Genomic DNA, 17,485 nt, shown 5'->3' with positions numbered 1-17,485 from the left:
TAAAAACTATTAGTCAGTATGATGGAACTGACCCCAAAAGATGAGACAAATATAAAAACACCCCTGTTGAATTCATGTAAAATGAATTTAACGGAGGTGTATTTTTTATGGTTAAAAGGATTGCTTATCCAGTAGAAGTAAAAGAAGAAGCTATAAAAATGAAACTTGAAGGTAAAACAACATCAGAAATTATGAATAAACTCAACATTCGGAATAAAACTCAGGTGAAAACATGGTGGAAATGGTATAGAAATGGAGAATCTTATCGATTCTCTCAAGGTGTGGGAAAACAATATACTTATGGAAAAGGTAATGAACACTTTTCACCTTTAGAAGTTCTAGAAAGAGAAAACAAGTACTTGAAACAGGAAATTGATGTTTTAAAAAAATACAAGGAGTTGGAAAGGATGTGGAAAAAGAAGTATTCATAAATTTAGTTGATTCTTATAAAGGAAAACTATCTATAACATGGTTATGTCACTATTTTGGGATAGCTAGAAGTACTTACTATCGTTGGTCTAAGAAAGAATATGTTGCCGATAATCGAATTAAAATGATTGAGCAGCTGTGTAAAGAAAACAAGTTCACTTATGGTTATCGAAAAATCACTTTTTTACTTCGTAAAAAGATAAAAGTGAATCATAAAGTTGTTCAGCGTATTATGCAAAAATATGGATGGAGTTGTCAGGTGAAAATAAAGAAAGAAAAACGTCCTGGTTCTATTTATTTTAAAACTACTAATGTAATTGATAGAGACTTTAGTTCAAGTAAGCCACTAGAAAAACTAACAACAGACATCACTTATCTTGATTATGGTCCTAAAAGACTCTATCTTTCTAGCATTATGGATTTGTTTAATGGAGAAATACTTTCTTATACAATAAGTGAAAAACAGGACATATCTTGTGTTTTAGACACACTAAATAAATTACCTAAACTTCCAGATAAATGTATACTTCATTCGGATCAAGGTTCTGTGTATACTTCATATGCTTATTATCACGCAACAAAAGAAAAGAGCATTACCAGAAGTATGTCCCGAAAAGGGACTCCTGCAGATAATGCTCCAATAGAATCGTTTCATTCCATCCTAAAGTCTGAAACGTTCTCATTACACCCAGAGCTTGGAAGCTCTACAATTAGTGTAATTGAAACTGTACAAAATTTCATCAACTATTATAATAAAGAAAGAATTCAACAAAAATACGACTACTTATCTCCAGTTGACTATCGGAAAAAAGTAATCGCATAGGTGTTTTTATTACTGTCTCATTTTAGGGGTTCAGTCCCTGATTATCTTATAGGTCTTTTTTTATTTTTAATTTAGTAACCCATTGAGCGGTTAAAAATGATATACTTTTTACTACGAAGTAAAGGGATAAGGGCTTTCGCGTGATTAAAATAGAGTAAAGGGGAATACGTCATGTTGAAACTAGGTGTCATAGGAACGAATTGGATTACCCATGCATTTGTTAATGCAGCGCTACAAAGTCAAGAGTACCAGTTAAGTGCTGTATACTCTCGAACTAAAGGGAAAGCTGAAAAATTTGCTAGTAAATATGATGATGCAGAAAACATTCATATTATAACAGAGCTATCTGAGTTGTGTGAGTTAGATGAGGTGGATGTTGTTTATATTGCATCTCCTAATAGCTTGCATTATGAGCAAGCACGGTTGTTGATGTCTCACAATAAACATGTGATTGTTGAGAAACCAGCTGTTTCAACGTTAGAAGAATTGGAAGAGTTAATTGAGTTAGCTGAAGAAAAAGAGGTCTTTTTCTTTGAAGCTGCAAGACATATACATGAAGAAAACTTTCAACGAGTGGCATCGTTTTTAAAAAATAGAGATGATATTTTAGGCGCAAATCTTACATTTATGAAGTACTCATCACGTTATGATGCTCTACTGAGAGGAGAGGAACCCAACATTTTCTCTAGTAAGTATTCAGGTGGGGCTTTAATGGATTTGGGTGTGTACTTAGTTTATACTGCTGTTGCATGGTTTGGTAGACCAGCCTCTGTTTTTTATTTTAATCAAAAGCTACCTACTGATGTGGATGGACTAGGTACGATGATTTTTCGTTATGAGACATTTGATGTAACAATGACAGTTGGTAAAAACGCCGATAGTTTTTTACCGTCTGAAATTTATTTAAGTGATAGCACGTTGTGTTTAGATGCAGTGAATAGTATTGGAAGTATTATTCAAAAAAAACGTGAAAATAGTCAACTAACAGAGATTGATTTTGGCGCAGAAAAAACGGAGATAGTCATGTTAGAAGAAGCAAGAGCTTTTGCTAATATTATGGTTAATCCAATGGGAATTAAACAGCAAAAAGTCTATCAAGACTGGGTACAGCTAGCAAGGGATGTTCATGGATTGATGGAAACAATGAGAAAAGAGTCAGATATTATATTTGCGGCAGACGCAAAAGAAATAAGAGGTTAAAAAATGAGTATAGTAGAATTATTGCCTGAAACGTGGCAAAAAGAATGGGAAAAGCAAGAATATCAAACGCCAACATTAATTCAAAGTACAATGTATCCATTGTTACTAGAAGATGAGAGTGTATTAGGTATTTCTCCAACGGGGTCAGGAAAAACAGTCGCTTATTTGTTGCCCTTATTGCAAAAAGTTATTAAAGGCAATGGCAATCAATTATTAATTATTTTGCCATCCCAAGAATTAGCGAGCCAAGTAGCAGACGTCACACGACTATGGGCAAAAGGATTAGATTTAGGTGTCCAAGCGATTATTGGTGGAGCAAATGTTAAGCGTCAAGTTGAACGTCTAAAAAAAAGACCGGAAGTATTGGTAGGGACACCAGGGCGTGTACTTGAATTGATTAAATTAAAAAAAATCAAAGCACATCTCATTCAAACACTTGTGTTAGATGAAGTGGATGATTTGTTGAGTGATGCAGAATTTAATTCAACAAAAGGGATTATTAAGAGTGTTCAGGCAGATACACAAATAGTAGCAACCTCAGCCACCGGTGAACAGATACTACCTAGGGTAGATACGTTATTTAGAACAGAATTACGAGTGATTGACGTGACAGAAGAAGATAATACTAAAGGAACCATCACGCATGGTTTTATTATGACGCCAGTAAGAAAACGTTCTGACGTGTTACGCCGTCTAGCACATGTGGATGGATTCAAGGGTCTTGTTTTCTTTAATCAAGTAAGTGAGTTAGGTGCCGTATCAGAAAGGCTAGATTATTTAGGGATTGATCATAGAACACTAGCTTCTGACCAACATCAAGTCGAAAGAAAACGAGCAATACATGATTTTGAAACAGGACAAGTCAAATTATTATTAACCACAGATTTAGGGGCTAGAGGGCTAGATTTTTCTGATTTAGATTATGTTATTCAGTATGATCTAGCACAAAGTGTGCCAGATTATATCCACCGTTCCGGCAGAGTAGGAAGAATGGGGAAAAAAGGAACGGTCATTAGTTTAGTAAACGATGGAGATAAAAGAGAGTTAAATAGACTTTACAAAGAGATAGGTAAACAGGGAGTAGAATATTTTACTACTCATGGTCAGCTACTAACAGAAAAGCCTAAGGTAACTGTAAATGAAGAAGAAGCTGATAAAATCTTACCAACGAAAGAAGAGAAAAATAAAAAATTGGTAGTTGATAAGGTTGTTAAACCGGTTAAACAAGAGATACCGAAGAAGAAGAAAAAGAAAAACCGAATGAAAAAGCAAAAGAATAAGGGTGCTAAATGGAAATAATTTTTTTATGAGGGGGAAGGCATGAAAAAAAGAATTGTGTTAGTTTGCTTAGCAGGAATGAGTACGAATTTATTAGTCAATCGTATGAGACGAGCAGCAGCTATGAAGAATAGAGAGGTTGATATTGTGGCGATATCAGCTTCAGAAGTTGAAAAAGAAATTGAAGCGAGTCAAACTGATTTATATCTGTTAGGTCCACAGGTAAGATATATAAAAAATGATCTGAGAAAATCACTAAATAATCCGGATATCCCAGTTAAAAACATAGATATGACAGATTATGGATTGATGGATGGAGAAAAAGTCTTCGAATTAGCCGAACACCTTATTAACTTTGATAAAAGAGAAGAATGACTAGACTTTTTACTATAAAAGTGAGAAAATCATACTATCTTTTATGTCCCTGTAGCTCAGCTGGATAGAGCACCGTCCTCCTAAGACGGGTGTCGTACGTTCAAATCGTATCAGGGACGTTTTTGTTAAGATGTGTTAAACATTATATGAAAGTAAAAAATGTATTGAAGCAATTAAAAACACGTGGTATTATGAAATAAAATAAGGATTGTAACTGGTTAAGCAGGCAAAACCTCAGATGAAGACGTGATTTCTCTATGGAGAGATGACGGCTTGTTTGGGGTTTTGCTTTTTTGTTTTTAAAGAAAGGAAGTGATAATCATTAAAATTATTAAAATATTGAATAATAATGCTTTCATTTCACAAGATGATAAAGGAAATGAAGTAGTTGTGATGGGTGTAGGCATTGCATTTGGTAAAAAGAACGGTCAGGTAGTTGAACCTAGCAATCGATATAAAATATTTTCAAATATTAATTCAAAGATTATTGACCGCTTTAAAAATGTTTTTTCAGATATACAAGAAGATTATTTAGAGATAACTGAGCGACTTATATTTGTTATGGAAAAAGAGTATGGTAAAAAAATTGACGATATTATTTATGTGTCTTTAACGGAACATATTCATGGTGCAGTAGAGCGATTTAATAAAGGAATTGAAGTGGCTAACCCATTGTTAATGGATATTAAACGATTATTTCAAGATGAATTTGAAGTGGGGATGCTCGGAGTTAAAGAGACTAACCAGCGATTTGATGTAAAGTTTTCAGAAGATGAAGCTGCCTATATTGCACAGCATTTAATCAATGGACAACTAGATAACTTGGTCGATATTAATGATATGTCAAAACTTATGCAAGAAATTATTAATATTATCAAATTTACATTTCGGATGGAGTTCAATGAAGAATCAATTTATTATTATCGATTTGTGACCCATCTAAAGTTTTTTGCTCAACGTGTGATTGATAAGCAAGTTTATACTAGTGAAAATGATGATATGTTTGAGTTATTTAAAGAAAAATACGTGGCTAGTTATGAGTGTGTGGTTAAAATTGATAATTATTTATCCAAAAATTATCAATACCATTTAAATTTAGATGAACAATTGTATTTGTTGTTACATATAGAAAAAATTACAAAAAATGCAAACATAACAAAAGAGGAAGGTTGAGAAAATGGATTATCAAAAAGTAGCATCAGACATTTTAAAAGAAGTTGGTGGAGAAAAAAATGTAATCAGTGTGGTACATTGTATGACACGTTTACGATTTGTGTTAAAAGATGAGTCGATTGTGGATGATACCAAAGTCGAACGCATAAAAGGTGTTCTAGGTGTCATGAAAAAAGGGGGACAATACCAAATCATTATTGGAAATGAAGTCGGTGCTGTCTACAAAGAGGTCGTGAAATTAGGTAACTTTAAAACAGACAACAATGATGACACCCCTAAAAAAGATAATGATGAAGGAATTTTTTCTAAAATATTAGACGTCATCTCTGGGTGTATGGCTCCCGTTATTCCTGCATTGATTGGTGCTGCAATGATCAAAGTACTCTTAACTGTATTACCAATGCTTGGTTGGTTAAGTGAAGGTAGTCAAACGTATCAATTGCTATCAGTGATTGGTGATGGAGCATTCTTTTTCATGCCAATTTTAATTGGGATTTCAGCAGCGTCTAAATTTAAAACCAATCCTTATTACGCTGCGACGTTAGCAGCCATTATGCTTCATCCTAACTTTATAACATTGATGAATACTGCAAAAGACGCGGGCGAAACAGTTAAGTTTTTTAATATTATTCCAGTGACTTATGCAAACTATGCATACTCTGTTATTCCCATTATTCTAAGCGTATGGATTTTATCTTATATCGAACCACTTGTTGATAAAATTACACCAGCTATTACAAAAAATTTCTTAAAACCAATGCTAGTATTACTGATTGCAGCACCGATTGCTTTAGTCATAGTAGGTCCTATTGGATCTATTATAGGGAATGCGTTATCAGACGTGATATACTTTATTCATGATAAATTAGGGTTTATTGCAATAGGTTTAGTTGCAGGGGTATACCCATTTATTGTTATGGTGGGCATGCACCATGTGTTTACACCAATAAAATTAAGTATGATTGCCACAACAGGTTATGAAGCATTTATGTGTATTGCAGAGCTATGTTCAAATTTAGCACAAGGTGGGGCATCACTAGCCGTTGCGATTAAATCTAAAAATAAAGATTTAAAACAAGTTGCCGGTTCATCCGCTTTTTCAGCACTATTAGCAGGGATTACTGAACCAGCATTATATGGAGTAACTGTTCGATTAAAACGTCCAATGATGGGAGCCTGTATTGGGGCAGCAACTGGTGGGATTATTGGAGGATTATTCCAATTAAAAGCTTATGGTATTGCAACACCAGCCATTATCACATTCCCTCAATATATTGAGAAAGGAAATAGCGCTTCAATCATTTATGCTCTGATTACGATGGGTGTGACTATCGCTGTTTCATTTATCGCTACTTATTTATTAGGGTTTGAAGACATTAAAGATGATTCTTATGAAGAAGAAGTTGAAGAAGCCACTATTGAACCATTGAATCAAATTAAAAACGTATTTAGTCCTTTAGAAGGTGAAGCAATTGAGTTAGCAAAAGTAAACGACAAAACATTTGCAGATAATTTATTGGGCCAAGGATTAGCAATCATTCCTTTAAAAGGTGAAGTAGTCGCACCATGTGATGGAACGGTTGACGTCTTTTTTGAAACAGGACATGCCATAGGAATAAAATCAATAACAGGATTAGATATTTTAATTCATGTCGGTCTTGAAACAGTTAATCTAAATGGTGAGTACTTTACACCACAAGCAGTTGTAGGTGACAAAGTGACAAAAGGTGATGTATTACTGAAATTTGATTTAGAGAAGATCAAAGAGAAAGGCTATGATGTGACGACACCTATTGTGATTACTAATTCAAATGACTTTAAAGAAGTGAACGTAGATAAAACTGGTTCAGTGAATGAATCAGATAAAATATTAACAATAATCTAATGAGGTGAAAACATGACAAACTATCAAGTTCCAAAAAATTTTTTATGGGGAAGTGCATCAGCAGCTTACCAAATTGAAGGCGCACATTTAGAAGACGGAAAAGGTGTGTCAAACTGGGATGAATTTGTTAAAATTCCAGGGAAAACTTTTGAAGGATCAACTGGTGAAACAGCCGTTGATCATTACCATCGTTATAAAGAAGATATTAAATTAATGGCTGATATGGGATTGAAAACCTATCGTTTCTCAATTGCTTGGACACGAATTTTTCCAACAGGACGAGGAGAAGTAAATGAAAAAGGATTAGAGTTTTATCAAAATATTATAGATGAATGCTTAAAATATAAAATTGAACCAATGGTAACACTGTATCATTGGGATATTCCACAAGCTTTAGTTGAAGAGTATGGCGGATGGGAAAGTCCAAAAGTTATAGATGATTATGTTGATTATTCGACATTTTTATTTGAACAATTTAAAGGAAAAGTTAAATATTGGATTACAATGAATGAACAAAATATCTTTACTTCTTTAGGATGGTTAACAGCGATGCATCCACCAGGAAAATTTGATGATCAAAAAACATTTTATCAGGTCAACCATCATGCTTTTCTAGCACATGCTAAAACTGTGATTGCTTTTAAAAAGATTATCTCAGATGGACAAATTGGTGCAAGTTTTGCGTATAGTCCAAGTTATGCACTAGATTGTAATCCTGATAACGCCATGTCAAAAGTTGATTTTGATAACTTGAAAAACTTTTGGTGGATGGATGTTTACGCTTATGGTAGATACCCTAAAAATGCTTTTAGATACCTCGAAAAACAAGAGGTTGCACCAGTTGTGACTAAAGAAGATGAGAGTTTATTTAAACAAGCAGCTTCCTTAATAGACTTTCTGGGTGTGAATTATTATCAAACAACAGTTTGTGAGTACAATGAGTTAGATGGTGTCACACCGTATGCGAAAATGAATACAACAGGAGTAAAAGGAACAAATGAGCAAACAGGTATTCCTAGTGTTTATAAAACAGCTAACAATCCATATTTAAAAACTACTGACTGGGATTGGACGATTGATCCAGAAGGGTTGCGTTATGCATGCAAAGAGATTACGAGTCGATATAATTTACCAATCATTATTTCGGAAAATGGATTAGGTGCTTTTGATACATTAGAAAGCGATGGAAGCATTCATGACCCATATCGTATATCATTTTTAGAGGAACATGTAAAAGAAGTAGTGAAAGCAATTGATGAAGGTTGTGATGTTATTGCTTATTGCACCTGGTCATTTACAGATTTATTGAGTTGGTTAAATGGCTATCAAAAACGTTACGGTTTTGTGTATGTTGATCGTGATGAAAAAGGCGGTAGTCTAAACCGATACAAAAAAGATAGCTACTATTGGTATAAAAAAGTGATTGAAACAAATGGAACAAGCCTGTTTGATTAAATAAAAATTATCCTATGAAATGATTGCTATTAGGCAGTGATTTCATAGGTTTTTTTGTCTATTATTATTTACAGAAAATAAATTATTTTTTTCACAATAACGATTGACGATACGAAATGGCAAGTGTATGATTAGTTTATTAAATGAGAATGGTTTTCATTATTGATTGAATAATGAAACCAATAGTGGGTGAGAAAATGATGAGTTTAAAAAAATGTCAAATGAATAAAATATATAAGTTTGTATCATTTACTGGTAAGGAATCTCATGATAGACATTTAAAAAATTTAGGCTTATTACCAGGAACAGAGTTGGTGGTCCTATCTAATCAAAAAAATCAGCCATTTATTTTATTGTTTAAGGGAACAAAGGTAGGGATAGATGATGATATTGCAGGATTTATACACGTTAGTGAGCATAGTGAGGAACAAATTGAAGAACTCAAAACACTTGATGAAGTTGAAATTGGTCATTACGCACAGGTGATAGATTTTACTGTAAAAGGGGCATTGAAGCGTCGATTGATGGATATGGGGTTAACAAAAGGTGTATTAGTTCAAGTGAAACAATATGCTCCTTTAGGGGATCCAATCCAAATTACAGTGAGAGGATATGAACTCAGCTTAAGGAAACAAGAAGCATCGTTAATTTTGATTAAGGAGGTGTAATTATAGTGAAAAAACAGGTCGCATTAGTTGGAAATCCAAATAGTGGAAAAACAAGTTTATTTAATGAATTAACAGGGGCGAATCAATCAGTAGGTAACTGGCCAGGTGTGACAGTAGAAAAAAAAGAAGGGAAGCTAAAAAAGTATACAGATGTTTTATTACAAGATTTACCAGGAATTTACTCCTTATCACCTTATACCCCTGAAGAAATGGTTGCACGAGATTATTTATTAGAGGATAATCCATCTGTTGTTTTAAATATCCTTGATGCAAGTAATTTAGAAAGAAACCTTTATTTAACAACACAATTATTAGAATTAGGGGTTCCTATGGTTTTATCATTAAATATGATGGATGTCGTTGAGAAAAAAGGCATTCGGTTAAACGAAGAAAAACTAGCTTATTCTTTAGGGATTCCTGTAGTAAAAATGAGTGTGACGAAAAAAGAAGGCTTAACTAATACTTTAGTAGAAATAGATAAATTGCTTGTACACAAAAAAATTCCAAATTTTCCTTTATATGATAATCGCTTAGAAGTGGCTTTGTTTGAAATAAGTGAGTTATTACCAGATAATATACCTATTAATCAAAAGAGATGGTACAGTATCAAATTATTTGAAAGAGATGAAACAGTTTGTTCACGAAACGTCATGTCTGATAAAGTGAAAAAAGAAATTGAAGACATTATCAGTATGACAGAAGAAATTATCGGGGATGATAGTGAAAGTATTATTATTAATGAGCGATATAATTATATCAGCCAAATTGTTGGTTTGTGTTGTGTAAAAGAGACGAATTATAAATTAAGTATGAGCGATCGAATCGACAAAATAGTAACGAATAGGTGGTTAGCCTTACCTATCTTTGCGTTTGTGATGTGGTTAGTTTATTACCTATCCATTCAAACTATCGGTACTATTGGGACTGACTGGGTAAATGATGTGTTATTTGGAGAAATTGTACCAGATAATGTCACAAAACTAATGGATATGATGGCTATCGCACCTTGGTTACAAGCACTTGTCCTTGATGGGATTATTGCGGGAGTCGGCGCAGTACTAGGATTTTTACCACAGTTAATGGTCCTATTTCTATGCTTATCGTTATTAGAAGATTGTGGGTATATGTCACGTATTGCGTTTGTCATGGACCGATTTTTTAGACGTTTTGGTTTATCTGGCAAATCATTCATTCCAATGTTGATTTCAACAGGTTGTGGTGTTCCAGGAGTGATGGCTTGTCGAACAATAGAGAATGAAAAAGATCGACGTATGACGATTATGACAACAACGTTTATGCCGTGTTCAGCTAAATTACCTATTATTGGTCTTATTGCGGGAGCTTTTTTCCCACACAGTTCTTGGGTTGCACCATCAGCTTATTTTGTGGGGATAGGATCCATTGTTTTATCAGGTATTATATTAAAGAAAACAGCATTATTCAGTGGAGACACAGCACCATTTATTATGGAGTTGCCTGATTATCACATGCCAAGATTTAAAAATAGTGTTAGACAAATGATTGAACGCTCAAAATCTTTTGTAAAAAAAGCAGGGACTATTATTTTTGCAAGTTCTGTTATAATCTGGTTTTTATCTTCATTTAATTTTAGAGGACAAATGGTAGAAACAGATCAAAGTATTTTAGCTTTTTTAGGTCAATCCGTCGCATTTATTTTTGCTCCACTTGGATGGGGAAATTGGAAAACGACAGTAGCAACAGTAACAGGGCTTGTCGCAAAAGAAAACGTCGTAGGAACGTTTGGTATTCTCTATAGTCATATGAAAGAAGTTTCTGAGACAGGACAAGAATATTGGCCAGTACTAGGTGCTAGTTTAACCCCTGTAGCAGGTTATTCATTTTTATTATTTAATTTGTTATGTGCTCCCTGTTTTGCTGCCATTGGGGCTATTCGACGTGAAATGAATGATTGGCGATGGACAGCGATGGCGATTGGTTATCAGTGTATGTTAGCATATATAGTTAGTTTAATTGTTTACCAATTTGGTCATTTCTTTTTTGAAGGTGGTACATTTGGTATTGGTCAAGCATTGGCTAGTCTTCTAATCATGGGAGTTATAGTATTGATGGTAAGGAAGCCAAAAAAAGAAAAATTGGTTGGCGTAGAAGGTATCAGTATATTATAGGAGTGATAGTATGGGTACAATTATTTTAGCTGGAATTATTTTTTTAGGAGTAGCTAGGGTTGTATATAAGTATGGTATAAAAAAAGAAAAAGCATGTGATTGTTCCTCCACAGATTGTCCAATAAAAAAATGAAGAGGCTGACCCAAAAGTAACTTTTTCAATCAAAATCACTTAACTATCAAAATAGAAATCCCATGAAATCAACGTTGTAATTAACGGATTTCATGGGATCTTTTATATTCTAATACTTTTGGGTCAGCCTCTTTTTTATTCTAAACGTTTATCAATAATTGAGCGTAATACTTTTTCCCGTAAGTCGAGGGATGAGACATTGTGTTTGATTTCATATCCTTTGATGAGTAAGTCGCAAATATATAATTGAGACATTTTACCTGCAATGGATCCTCCATCTAAAAATTCATCGACAGTTGTTTGTAATACAGCATCTGCTAACTGGGCAATAGGTGAAAATAGATAGTTAGTAATAGCAATTATTTTGGCGTGGTTTTGTTTTGCTATGTTTAATGAATCATATGTATCTTTTGTTTTACCAGACAATGACAAGCCAATAACTAAATCATCGCTGGTAAGCAAAGAAGCAATTTGCGCTTGTAAATGAGGATCAATACTGGCGTTAGATTGTATACCGACTCTTAAAAACATGGTTTCAAGATCATTGGCAGTATTTCCGCTAGACCCCATCCCAAAAATATGAATTCTTTTAGAGTCACGTATTAACTTTATCGCATGATTTAATGCTTGATTATCAAGACTATCTTCAGTCATTTTCAAGGTATTAGCTAAATTTTTTGCAGTGTCGCTATAAAAATAGGTTGAGTGATTATATTTCTTTTTATTAGTAAAGTCTTCTTTTGCTATATCTATTTTCAAATCAGTAAAACCAGAAAAACCAAGTTTTTGGCAAAAACGGATAATCGTGGCATCTCCTACACCTGTTTCTTGTTTGACTTCACTCATGGTAGAATGAATAATTTTTTCGTTTGTACTGAGGATGTAATCAGCAATTTTTTTTTCTGATTTAGTTAATGTATCATAATGTTCTTGTAACAGCTTTTTGAAGCCCATGGTAAACCTCCGTATGTATAATTACTTTCATAAGTATACGATAAAAAAAATAATTTGACTAATGTATTTACAATGATGAAAACGTATGCTAAATTTATTTCTGGAGAATAAATCCAAAATAAAATAAAAACGGAGCGTAAATGGAGAATGAAGAAGGAAGACTTTTTATCTAAAATTAATAAAGGTTTAATCGTTTCTTGCCAAGCGTTGCCAGGAGAACCTCTTTATACTGACGAGGGTGGTATTATGCCTCTACTTGCTTTAGCTGCAAAAGAAGCTGGGGCAGTTGGGATAAGAGCAAATTCTGTAAGAGATATTCAACAAATTAAAGAGAAAGTAGACTTACCTATTATTGGTATTATTAAGCGAGATTATTTACCTGAGAAACCTTTTATCACAGCAACGATGAAAGAAGTAGATGAATTAGTAGAAACAGGTGTTGAAGTTATCGCACTAGATTGTACTTTACGAAAACGTTATGATGGATTGACAATTAACGAATTCATTAAACAGGTGAAAGAAAAATACCCAAATCAATTATTTATGGCGGATATTGCAACTTTAGAAGAAGGTAAAAACGCGCATGATATGGGAATTGATTTTATTGGTACAACACTTTGTGGGTACACAGAAGAAAGTAAAGATATGGTTGTACCTAATGATGATTTAATTCGATCATTAATCGAATATGGTGCTAACGTAATAGCAGAGGGCCAAATTCATACGCCAGAAGTAGCAAAACGTATTATGGATTTAGGCGTTAGCGGACTGGTTGTTGGTGGGGCGATTACTCGACCAAAAGAAATCGCTACACGGTTTATAAATGAATTAACTAAGGAGGAAAAATAAGATGTTTAAAAAATTCTCTCAGTTAGGTAGGGCTTTTATGCTACCAATTTCAATTTTACCGGTAGCAGGTTTATTACTTGGTTTAGGTGGTGCATTGACTAACGAAAGTGCTGTTGCTGCTTATCCGTTTTTAGATCAAGGGTGGTTACAAACCATTTTAAGTATTATGAGTTCAGCCGGAAATGCAGTTTTTGCAAACTTGGCGTTGATATTTGCTATTGGTATTTCTGTTGGGTTAGCTAAAGGAGATAAAGGAACAGCCGGGTTAGCTGGCGGCGTTGCTTTCTTAGTCTATACAGCAACGATTAGTGGATTATTGCAATTATTTTCTGCAGAAGGAGCGACCATTGATACAGGTGTCGTTGGGTCAATCGTGATTGGTGTGACGGTTGCTACTCTACATAATAAATACCGCAAAATACAGTTACCGCAATTTTTAGGATTTTTTGGTGGATCAAGGTTTATTCCAATCGTGTCATCATTTGCTGCAATCATAATCGGTAGTTTCTTTTATATTATTTGGCCACCAATTCAGGATGCGTTAGTTGTTGCAGGAAATCATATTGCTGAGATGGGAAGTATTGGAACGTTCTTCTATGGGTTCTTACTACGTTTAACTGGAGCTGTTGGACTACATCATACAATTTATCCAATGTTTTGGTATACATCACTTGGTGGAAGTGAAGTAGTTGCAGGTCAAACTATATCAGGTGCTCAAAATATATTCTTTGCCCAATTAGCAGATCCACAACATACAGGATTATTTACTTATGGTACTCGATTCTTCGCTGGTCGTTTTATTACTATGATGTTTGGGTTACCAGCTGCTTGTTATGCGATGTATCGAGCGATTCCAAAAGCAAATAGAGAAAAAAATGGTGGATTATATTTTAGTGGTGCATTAACATCATTTTTAACAGGTATTACAGAACCAGTTGAATACATGTTTTTATTTGTGGCACCATGGCTATATGTAATTCACGCCTTTTTAGATGGGTTAGCATTTTACTTTGCAGATATTTTAAATATTCGTATTGGTAATTCCTTCTCTGGAGGATTCATTGACTTCTTATTATTTGGTTTACTTCAAGGTGAAGACAAGACCAATTGGATGAAAGTTATCCCATTAGGACTAGTTTGGGCAGTGATTTACTATATTGTGTTTACCGTATGTATCAAAAAATTCCATGTGGCTATTCCAGGGATGGAAGATGAAACGAGTGCATTAAATGATGTTGAAACATCCGATAAAAAGAGTACTCTACATGAAGAAGCAATAAAAATTATTGAAATTTTAGGAACTGAAGAAAATATCGAATCTGTTACTGCTTGTGCGACACGCTTGAGAGTTTCTGTAAAGGATAGCCAAAAAGTCCAAGTAGATGTGTTCAAAACGCTAGGAGCTACAGCTGTATTTGAAGTTCAAGGTGGAATACAAGCTGTTTATGGTGGTAAAGCAGATTTGTTAAGTCAAGAAATTAATCAAATTTTAGGATTAGATGAATAAATTTATTTTTAGCCGAATAAATGAGTGAATAGCGAGAATAATTGAGGTGATATAAATGTTTAAGATGTTTCAAAAGAAAGAAAAAACAATGCCGATTTATGCTGTAGCAACAGGTAAATTAATTGAATTAGCTGAAGTGTCTGATGAGATGTTCTCTCAAAAGTTGATGGGAGATGGATTTGCTATTTTACCAAAAAGTGGTAATATTTCGTCACCTATAGAAGGTGTTGTGATGTCTGTATTTCCAACAAAGCATGCTATTACGTTGCAAACCAGTGAGGGGCTTGAGTGCTTAATTCACATGGGTGTAGACACTGTTGAACTAAACGGTGAACCGTTCACTGTTCATGTTAAAGAGGGAGATAAAGTCTCTTTAGGGACACAACTTGCAACTATTGATTTAGATCAACTAAAATCCAAAAATAAACAGACTGATATCATTGTTGTTTTTCCAAATTATGCCGAAAAAATTAAATCAATGTCAGTAAACACGTCAGAAGAAGTTTCTATTAGTGAACCTATAGGAAAGTTTATTTTAAAATAATTAGATAAAAAGTCTTTATTTTATCCATTATATAAAAATTAGTTAACTCTATGAGGTGAAATAACTATAAAAATATTCCGTTGAATTCATTTCTAATTAAACTAAGAGAAGATGCATAAACGTACCCCTTTTGATGACATAAAAAATCGAAGCCTTATATTTAAGGGCTTCGATTTTTTTATTTTAAATACCTTCTGATAGATATAATGCAATACGAAGTTGCAGTGAAAAATCAGGATCATGTATTGATTGGTTAAATAATTCTTCACATTTTTTTAGCCGATATTTTACTGTATTTCTATGAATAAATAGTACTTCGGATGTTTTTGTAATTTCACATTGCCTAGATAAATAAACATCAAGTGTATGCCGTAAGTCCTGTTCACCTTGATTTTTTGGAAATGCAAGACTTTTTAAAACAGAGAGACAAAAATATTCGATATTTTTACTAGGTATGTCTTTTAATAAGGATTTAAATGAATTGATTGTACTTTCAAGTACAATTTTTTTTGTTTCATTTGAGTTATCCAGACATTTCTTGCTTTCGTCATATGAGTAGGGCAGGAGTTCAATAGTCGTCACAGAATGACCAATGCCAAAACGTAACCATAGTTTAAATTTTGAATACAGGTCATTATGTAACTCAACTAAAATTTCAGTGAGTCTGACTCTTTCGTACAAAATAAAAATAAATTCATCAAGATTATCTGTTGGAAATAAGGCAATATCATATGGATGATTTTGAGAGTAATCGAGTAGATAATCATAGATAAATGAATCTATAGCTGAATAGTTTGCTAATTGACTATTGGTAACATTATTTTGTATGGTAATGACTTGATAATAACTAGCATTAAGTATGGGAAAATGTTTTTTATAATCTAACCATTCCGAATCAGTTTTACTGGAATCTTTATGAAGCAAGTAGTTGAGCAACTCTTTTCTTTCTTTTTTTTGTTTCAACCGAGATTTATGGTTATTATACAACGTTAACGTTAAAACAGTGATGCCTTGTTGAATGACTAATTGAGATAAAGGATAAGGCATTTTTTCAACATCAAAAATGACAAGTATATATGGAAAATATACAGTCGATTGAATCGGATAGGCATTTATTGTCGTTTGATCTATATCCTCTAAGTTAAAGGAAAATTGACCAAGCATCTGTTCTTTTTGATAAGGTCTAATTTTTTCTAATAACTTTTTTTGCTTTTTAGGCATTGTTTTATCTGATTTTAAATAGAAAGATGAAGAAATATCACCATATGGATTAACTAAAAAGATAGGTTGTTTAGTCATCAATCCAAGTTGTGTAATCAATTCATCCACTGAAGCACCATTCAACATTAAGTTAACTAATTCTTGTTGTGTTTCTTGAGAAAAGAAAAACTGTTCATTTTGATTATTCCATAGATAGCCCAAAATTTTGTGAGCAACATCCCCTAAAGTTCTTTCCGTAGGTATTTGAACAAGAGGAAAGTGTAGTTCATTGGCTGTATCCAACACACATTGATCAATGTGTGGTAAAAAGCGTCCAACCTTAATACCAAGACCAGTAGCTGAAGTACTAGCTAGAGAGCGAATGAAGTCACATAGCCCGCTATTATTATGTTGAAAAGCCATTGCCGTAGTTAAAATAAATGTGTTTTTTGGAATGAAGTTACTAACATCTGGTGTTTCTGTTATTTCAACAGTATCCAATAGTCTATCTAAATCGCCATGTTGATTTAATACCGTCAATTCTGAAAAAAAATCCATTGATAATATGTCATTTAGTGTTGTCATATAAATCCCTCCCTTAAAATGCTGTTAATATAAAAAGTTATCCATGTTATTAGCATGTTTGTCATATTATATTTCCAGTGTCATTAATACACAATTACAAAAGTTTATTAAAGGAACTTTTTTATCTACTCTAGTTGATTTTTATAAAACGTTTTCATTCTTAGCTGTTTTAAAAATCTTTTTTTAAATTTATTTTGTCTACAGTGGACAAAACAAACATTGCGATAAACAAAAACAAAGCGCTTACATTTATAGCTTTATGTGAATAAGTTAACATGAA

The 17,485-nt window shown here is 33.4% G+C and carries 15 protein-coding genes and 1 tRNA gene; 14 read left to right on the top strand and 2 right to left on the bottom strand.

Annotation, left to right across the window (positions count from 1 at the left end; genetic code table 11):
- The first annotated feature begins 107 nt into the window (after positions 1-107).
- The 11 genes from JNUCC83_RS08540 to JNUCC83_RS08490 all read left to right on the top strand — a co-directional run bounded on the left by JNUCC83_RS08540 (position 108) and on the right by JNUCC83_RS08490 (position 11,566).
- Positions 108-1,252, top strand: a protein-coding gene (locus tag JNUCC83_RS08540; protein ID WP_454459279.1) for an IS3 family transposase whose coding sequence is annotated in 2 segments (ribosomal slippage) — positions 108-390 and positions 390-1,252 — 1,146 coding nt in all. Because the reading frame shifts where the segments join, the coding sequence is not laid out codon by codon here.
- A gap of 171 nt (positions 1,253-1,423) precedes the next feature.
- The gene (locus tag JNUCC83_RS08535) at positions 1,424-2,452 is read left to right on the top strand and encodes a Gfo/Idh/MocA family protein (protein WP_454459619.1); all 1,029 of its coding nucleotides are present in this window, start codon (positions 1,424-1,426) and stop codon (positions 2,450-2,452) included.
- A gap of 3 nt (positions 2,453-2,455) precedes the next feature.
- Positions 2,456-3,751 carry a DEAD/DEAH box helicase gene (locus tag JNUCC83_RS08530; RefSeq protein ID WP_454459618.1) on the top strand — a complete coding sequence of 432 codons (1,296 nt, stop codon included), beginning with the start codon at positions 2,456-2,458 and terminating at the stop codon, positions 3,749-3,751.
- Positions 3,752-3,772: 21 nt separating this feature from the next.
- On the top strand, positions 3,773-4,105 hold the full coding sequence (locus JNUCC83_RS08525) for a PTS sugar transporter subunit IIB (RefSeq protein ID WP_454459617.1): 333 nt from the start codon (positions 3,773-3,775) through the stop codon (positions 4,103-4,105).
- Between the two features lie 45 nt (positions 4,106-4,150).
- Positions 4,151-4,224, top strand: a tRNA-Arg gene (locus JNUCC83_RS08520).
- Positions 4,225-4,417: 193 nt separating this feature from the next.
- Positions 4,418-5,278, top strand: a complete 861-nt coding sequence (locus JNUCC83_RS08515) for a PRD domain-containing protein (protein WP_454459616.1) — start codon at positions 4,418-4,420, stop codon at positions 5,276-5,278.
- A 4-nt stretch (positions 5,279-5,282) separates the two neighbouring features.
- On the top strand, positions 5,283-7,163 hold the full coding sequence (locus JNUCC83_RS08510) for a beta-glucoside-specific PTS transporter subunit IIABC (protein WP_454459615.1): 1,881 nt from the start codon (positions 5,283-5,285) through the stop codon (positions 7,161-7,163).
- Positions 7,164-7,175: 12 nt separating this feature from the next.
- Positions 7,176-8,618: a glycoside hydrolase family 1 protein gene (locus JNUCC83_RS08505; protein ID WP_454459614.1), complete on the top strand. Its 1,443-nt coding sequence runs from the start codon at positions 7,176-7,178 to the stop codon at positions 8,616-8,618.
- A 200-nt stretch (positions 8,619-8,818) separates the two neighbouring features.
- Entirely contained in the window at positions 8,819-9,286 is a 468-nt protein-coding gene (locus JNUCC83_RS08500; RefSeq protein WP_454459613.1) for a FeoA family protein, read from the top strand.
- 2 nt (positions 9,287-9,288) lie between these two features.
- Positions 9,289-11,433 (top strand): ferrous iron transport protein B, encoded by a 2,145-nt coding sequence (gene feoB, locus JNUCC83_RS08495; RefSeq protein ID WP_454461351.1) that lies wholly within the window; start codon positions 9,289-9,291, stop codon positions 11,431-11,433.
- A gap of 10 nt (positions 11,434-11,443) precedes the next feature.
- Positions 11,444-11,566 (top strand): hypothetical protein, encoded by a 123-nt coding sequence (locus JNUCC83_RS08490; RefSeq protein ID WP_454459612.1) that lies wholly within the window; start codon positions 11,444-11,446, stop codon positions 11,564-11,566.
- A 135-nt stretch (positions 11,567-11,701) separates the two neighbouring features.
- Here the strand turns inward: JNUCC83_RS08490 and JNUCC83_RS08485 are convergent, their stop codons facing one another.
- Positions 11,702-12,520, bottom strand: coding sequence for a MurR/RpiR family transcriptional regulator (locus JNUCC83_RS08485; protein WP_454459611.1), 819 nt, complete (start codon positions 12,518-12,520; stop codon positions 11,702-11,704).
- Positions 12,521-12,667: 147 nt separating this feature from the next.
- Here JNUCC83_RS08485 and JNUCC83_RS08480 point away from each other — a divergent pair, with 147 nt between their 5' ends.
- The 3 genes from JNUCC83_RS08480 to JNUCC83_RS08470 are packed head-to-tail and all read left to right on the top strand — an operon-like array spanning position 12,668 to position 15,420.
- Entirely contained in the window at positions 12,668-13,369 is a 702-nt protein-coding gene (locus JNUCC83_RS08480; RefSeq protein WP_454459610.1) for an N-acetylmannosamine-6-phosphate 2-epimerase, read from the top strand.
- Between the two features lies 1 nt (position 13,370).
- Complete coding sequence (locus JNUCC83_RS08475; RefSeq protein ID WP_454459609.1) at positions 13,371-14,876, top strand: PTS transporter subunit EIIC; 1,506 nt, start codon at positions 13,371-13,373, stop codon at positions 14,874-14,876.
- Positions 14,877-14,931: 55 nt separating this feature from the next.
- On the top strand, positions 14,932-15,420 hold the full coding sequence (locus JNUCC83_RS08470) for a PTS sugar transporter subunit IIA (protein WP_454459608.1): 489 nt from the start codon (positions 14,932-14,934) through the stop codon (positions 15,418-15,420).
- Positions 15,421-15,603: 183 nt separating this feature from the next.
- Here JNUCC83_RS08470 and JNUCC83_RS08465 read toward each other — a convergent pair whose 3' ends face one another.
- A complete protein-coding gene (locus JNUCC83_RS08465) occupies positions 15,604-17,205 on the bottom strand; it encodes a PucR family transcriptional regulator (RefSeq protein WP_454459607.1) in 1,602 nt (533 codons plus the stop codon).
- Positions 17,206-17,485: the final 280 nt, after the last annotated feature.

Source organism: Vagococcus sp. JNUCC 83, assembly GCF_053667615.1.
The sequence above is the reverse complement of the archived record's forward strand: the minus strand, read 5'-3'. Positions and strand labels throughout refer to the sequence as shown.

What these genes read in the sequence shown, in the direction of transcription:
- JNUCC83_RS08535 (WP_454459619.1), top strand. Translation starts at nt 1,424, where the DNA reads ATGTTGAAACTAGGTGTCATAGGAACGAATTGGATTACCCATGCATTT.
- JNUCC83_RS08530 (WP_454459618.1), top strand. Translation starts at nt 2,456, where the DNA reads ATGAGTATAGTAGAATTATTGCCTGAAACGTGGCAAAAAGAATGGGAA.
- JNUCC83_RS08525 (WP_454459617.1), top strand. Translation starts at nt 3,773, where the DNA reads ATGAAAAAAAGAATTGTGTTAGTTTGCTTAGCAGGAATGAGTACGAAT.
- JNUCC83_RS08510 (WP_454459615.1), top strand. Translation starts at nt 5,283, where the DNA reads ATGGATTATCAAAAAGTAGCATCAGACATTTTAAAAGAAGTTGGTGGA.
- JNUCC83_RS08505 (WP_454459614.1), top strand. Translation starts at nt 7,176, where the DNA reads ATGACAAACTATCAAGTTCCAAAAAATTTTTTATGGGGAAGTGCATCA.
- JNUCC83_RS08500 (WP_454459613.1), top strand. Translation starts at nt 8,819, where the DNA reads ATGAGTTTAAAAAAATGTCAAATGAATAAAATATATAAGTTTGTATCA.
- JNUCC83_RS08490 (WP_454459612.1), top strand. Translation starts at nt 11,444, where the DNA reads ATGGGTACAATTATTTTAGCTGGAATTATTTTTTTAGGAGTAGCTAGG.
- JNUCC83_RS08485 (WP_454459611.1), bottom strand. Translation starts at nt 12,520, where the DNA reads ATGGGCTTCAAAAAGCTGTTACAAGAACATTATGATACATTAACTAAA.
- JNUCC83_RS08480 (WP_454459610.1), top strand. Translation starts at nt 12,668, where the DNA reads ATGAAGAAGGAAGACTTTTTATCTAAAATTAATAAAGGTTTAATCGTT.
- JNUCC83_RS08475 (WP_454459609.1), top strand. Translation starts at nt 13,371, where the DNA reads ATGTTTAAAAAATTCTCTCAGTTAGGTAGGGCTTTTATGCTACCAATT.
- JNUCC83_RS08470 (WP_454459608.1), top strand. Translation starts at nt 14,932, where the DNA reads ATGTTTAAGATGTTTCAAAAGAAAGAAAAAACAATGCCGATTTATGCT.
- JNUCC83_RS08465 (WP_454459607.1), bottom strand. Translation starts at nt 17,205, where the DNA reads ATGACAACACTAAATGACATATTATCAATGGATTTTTTTTCAGAATTG.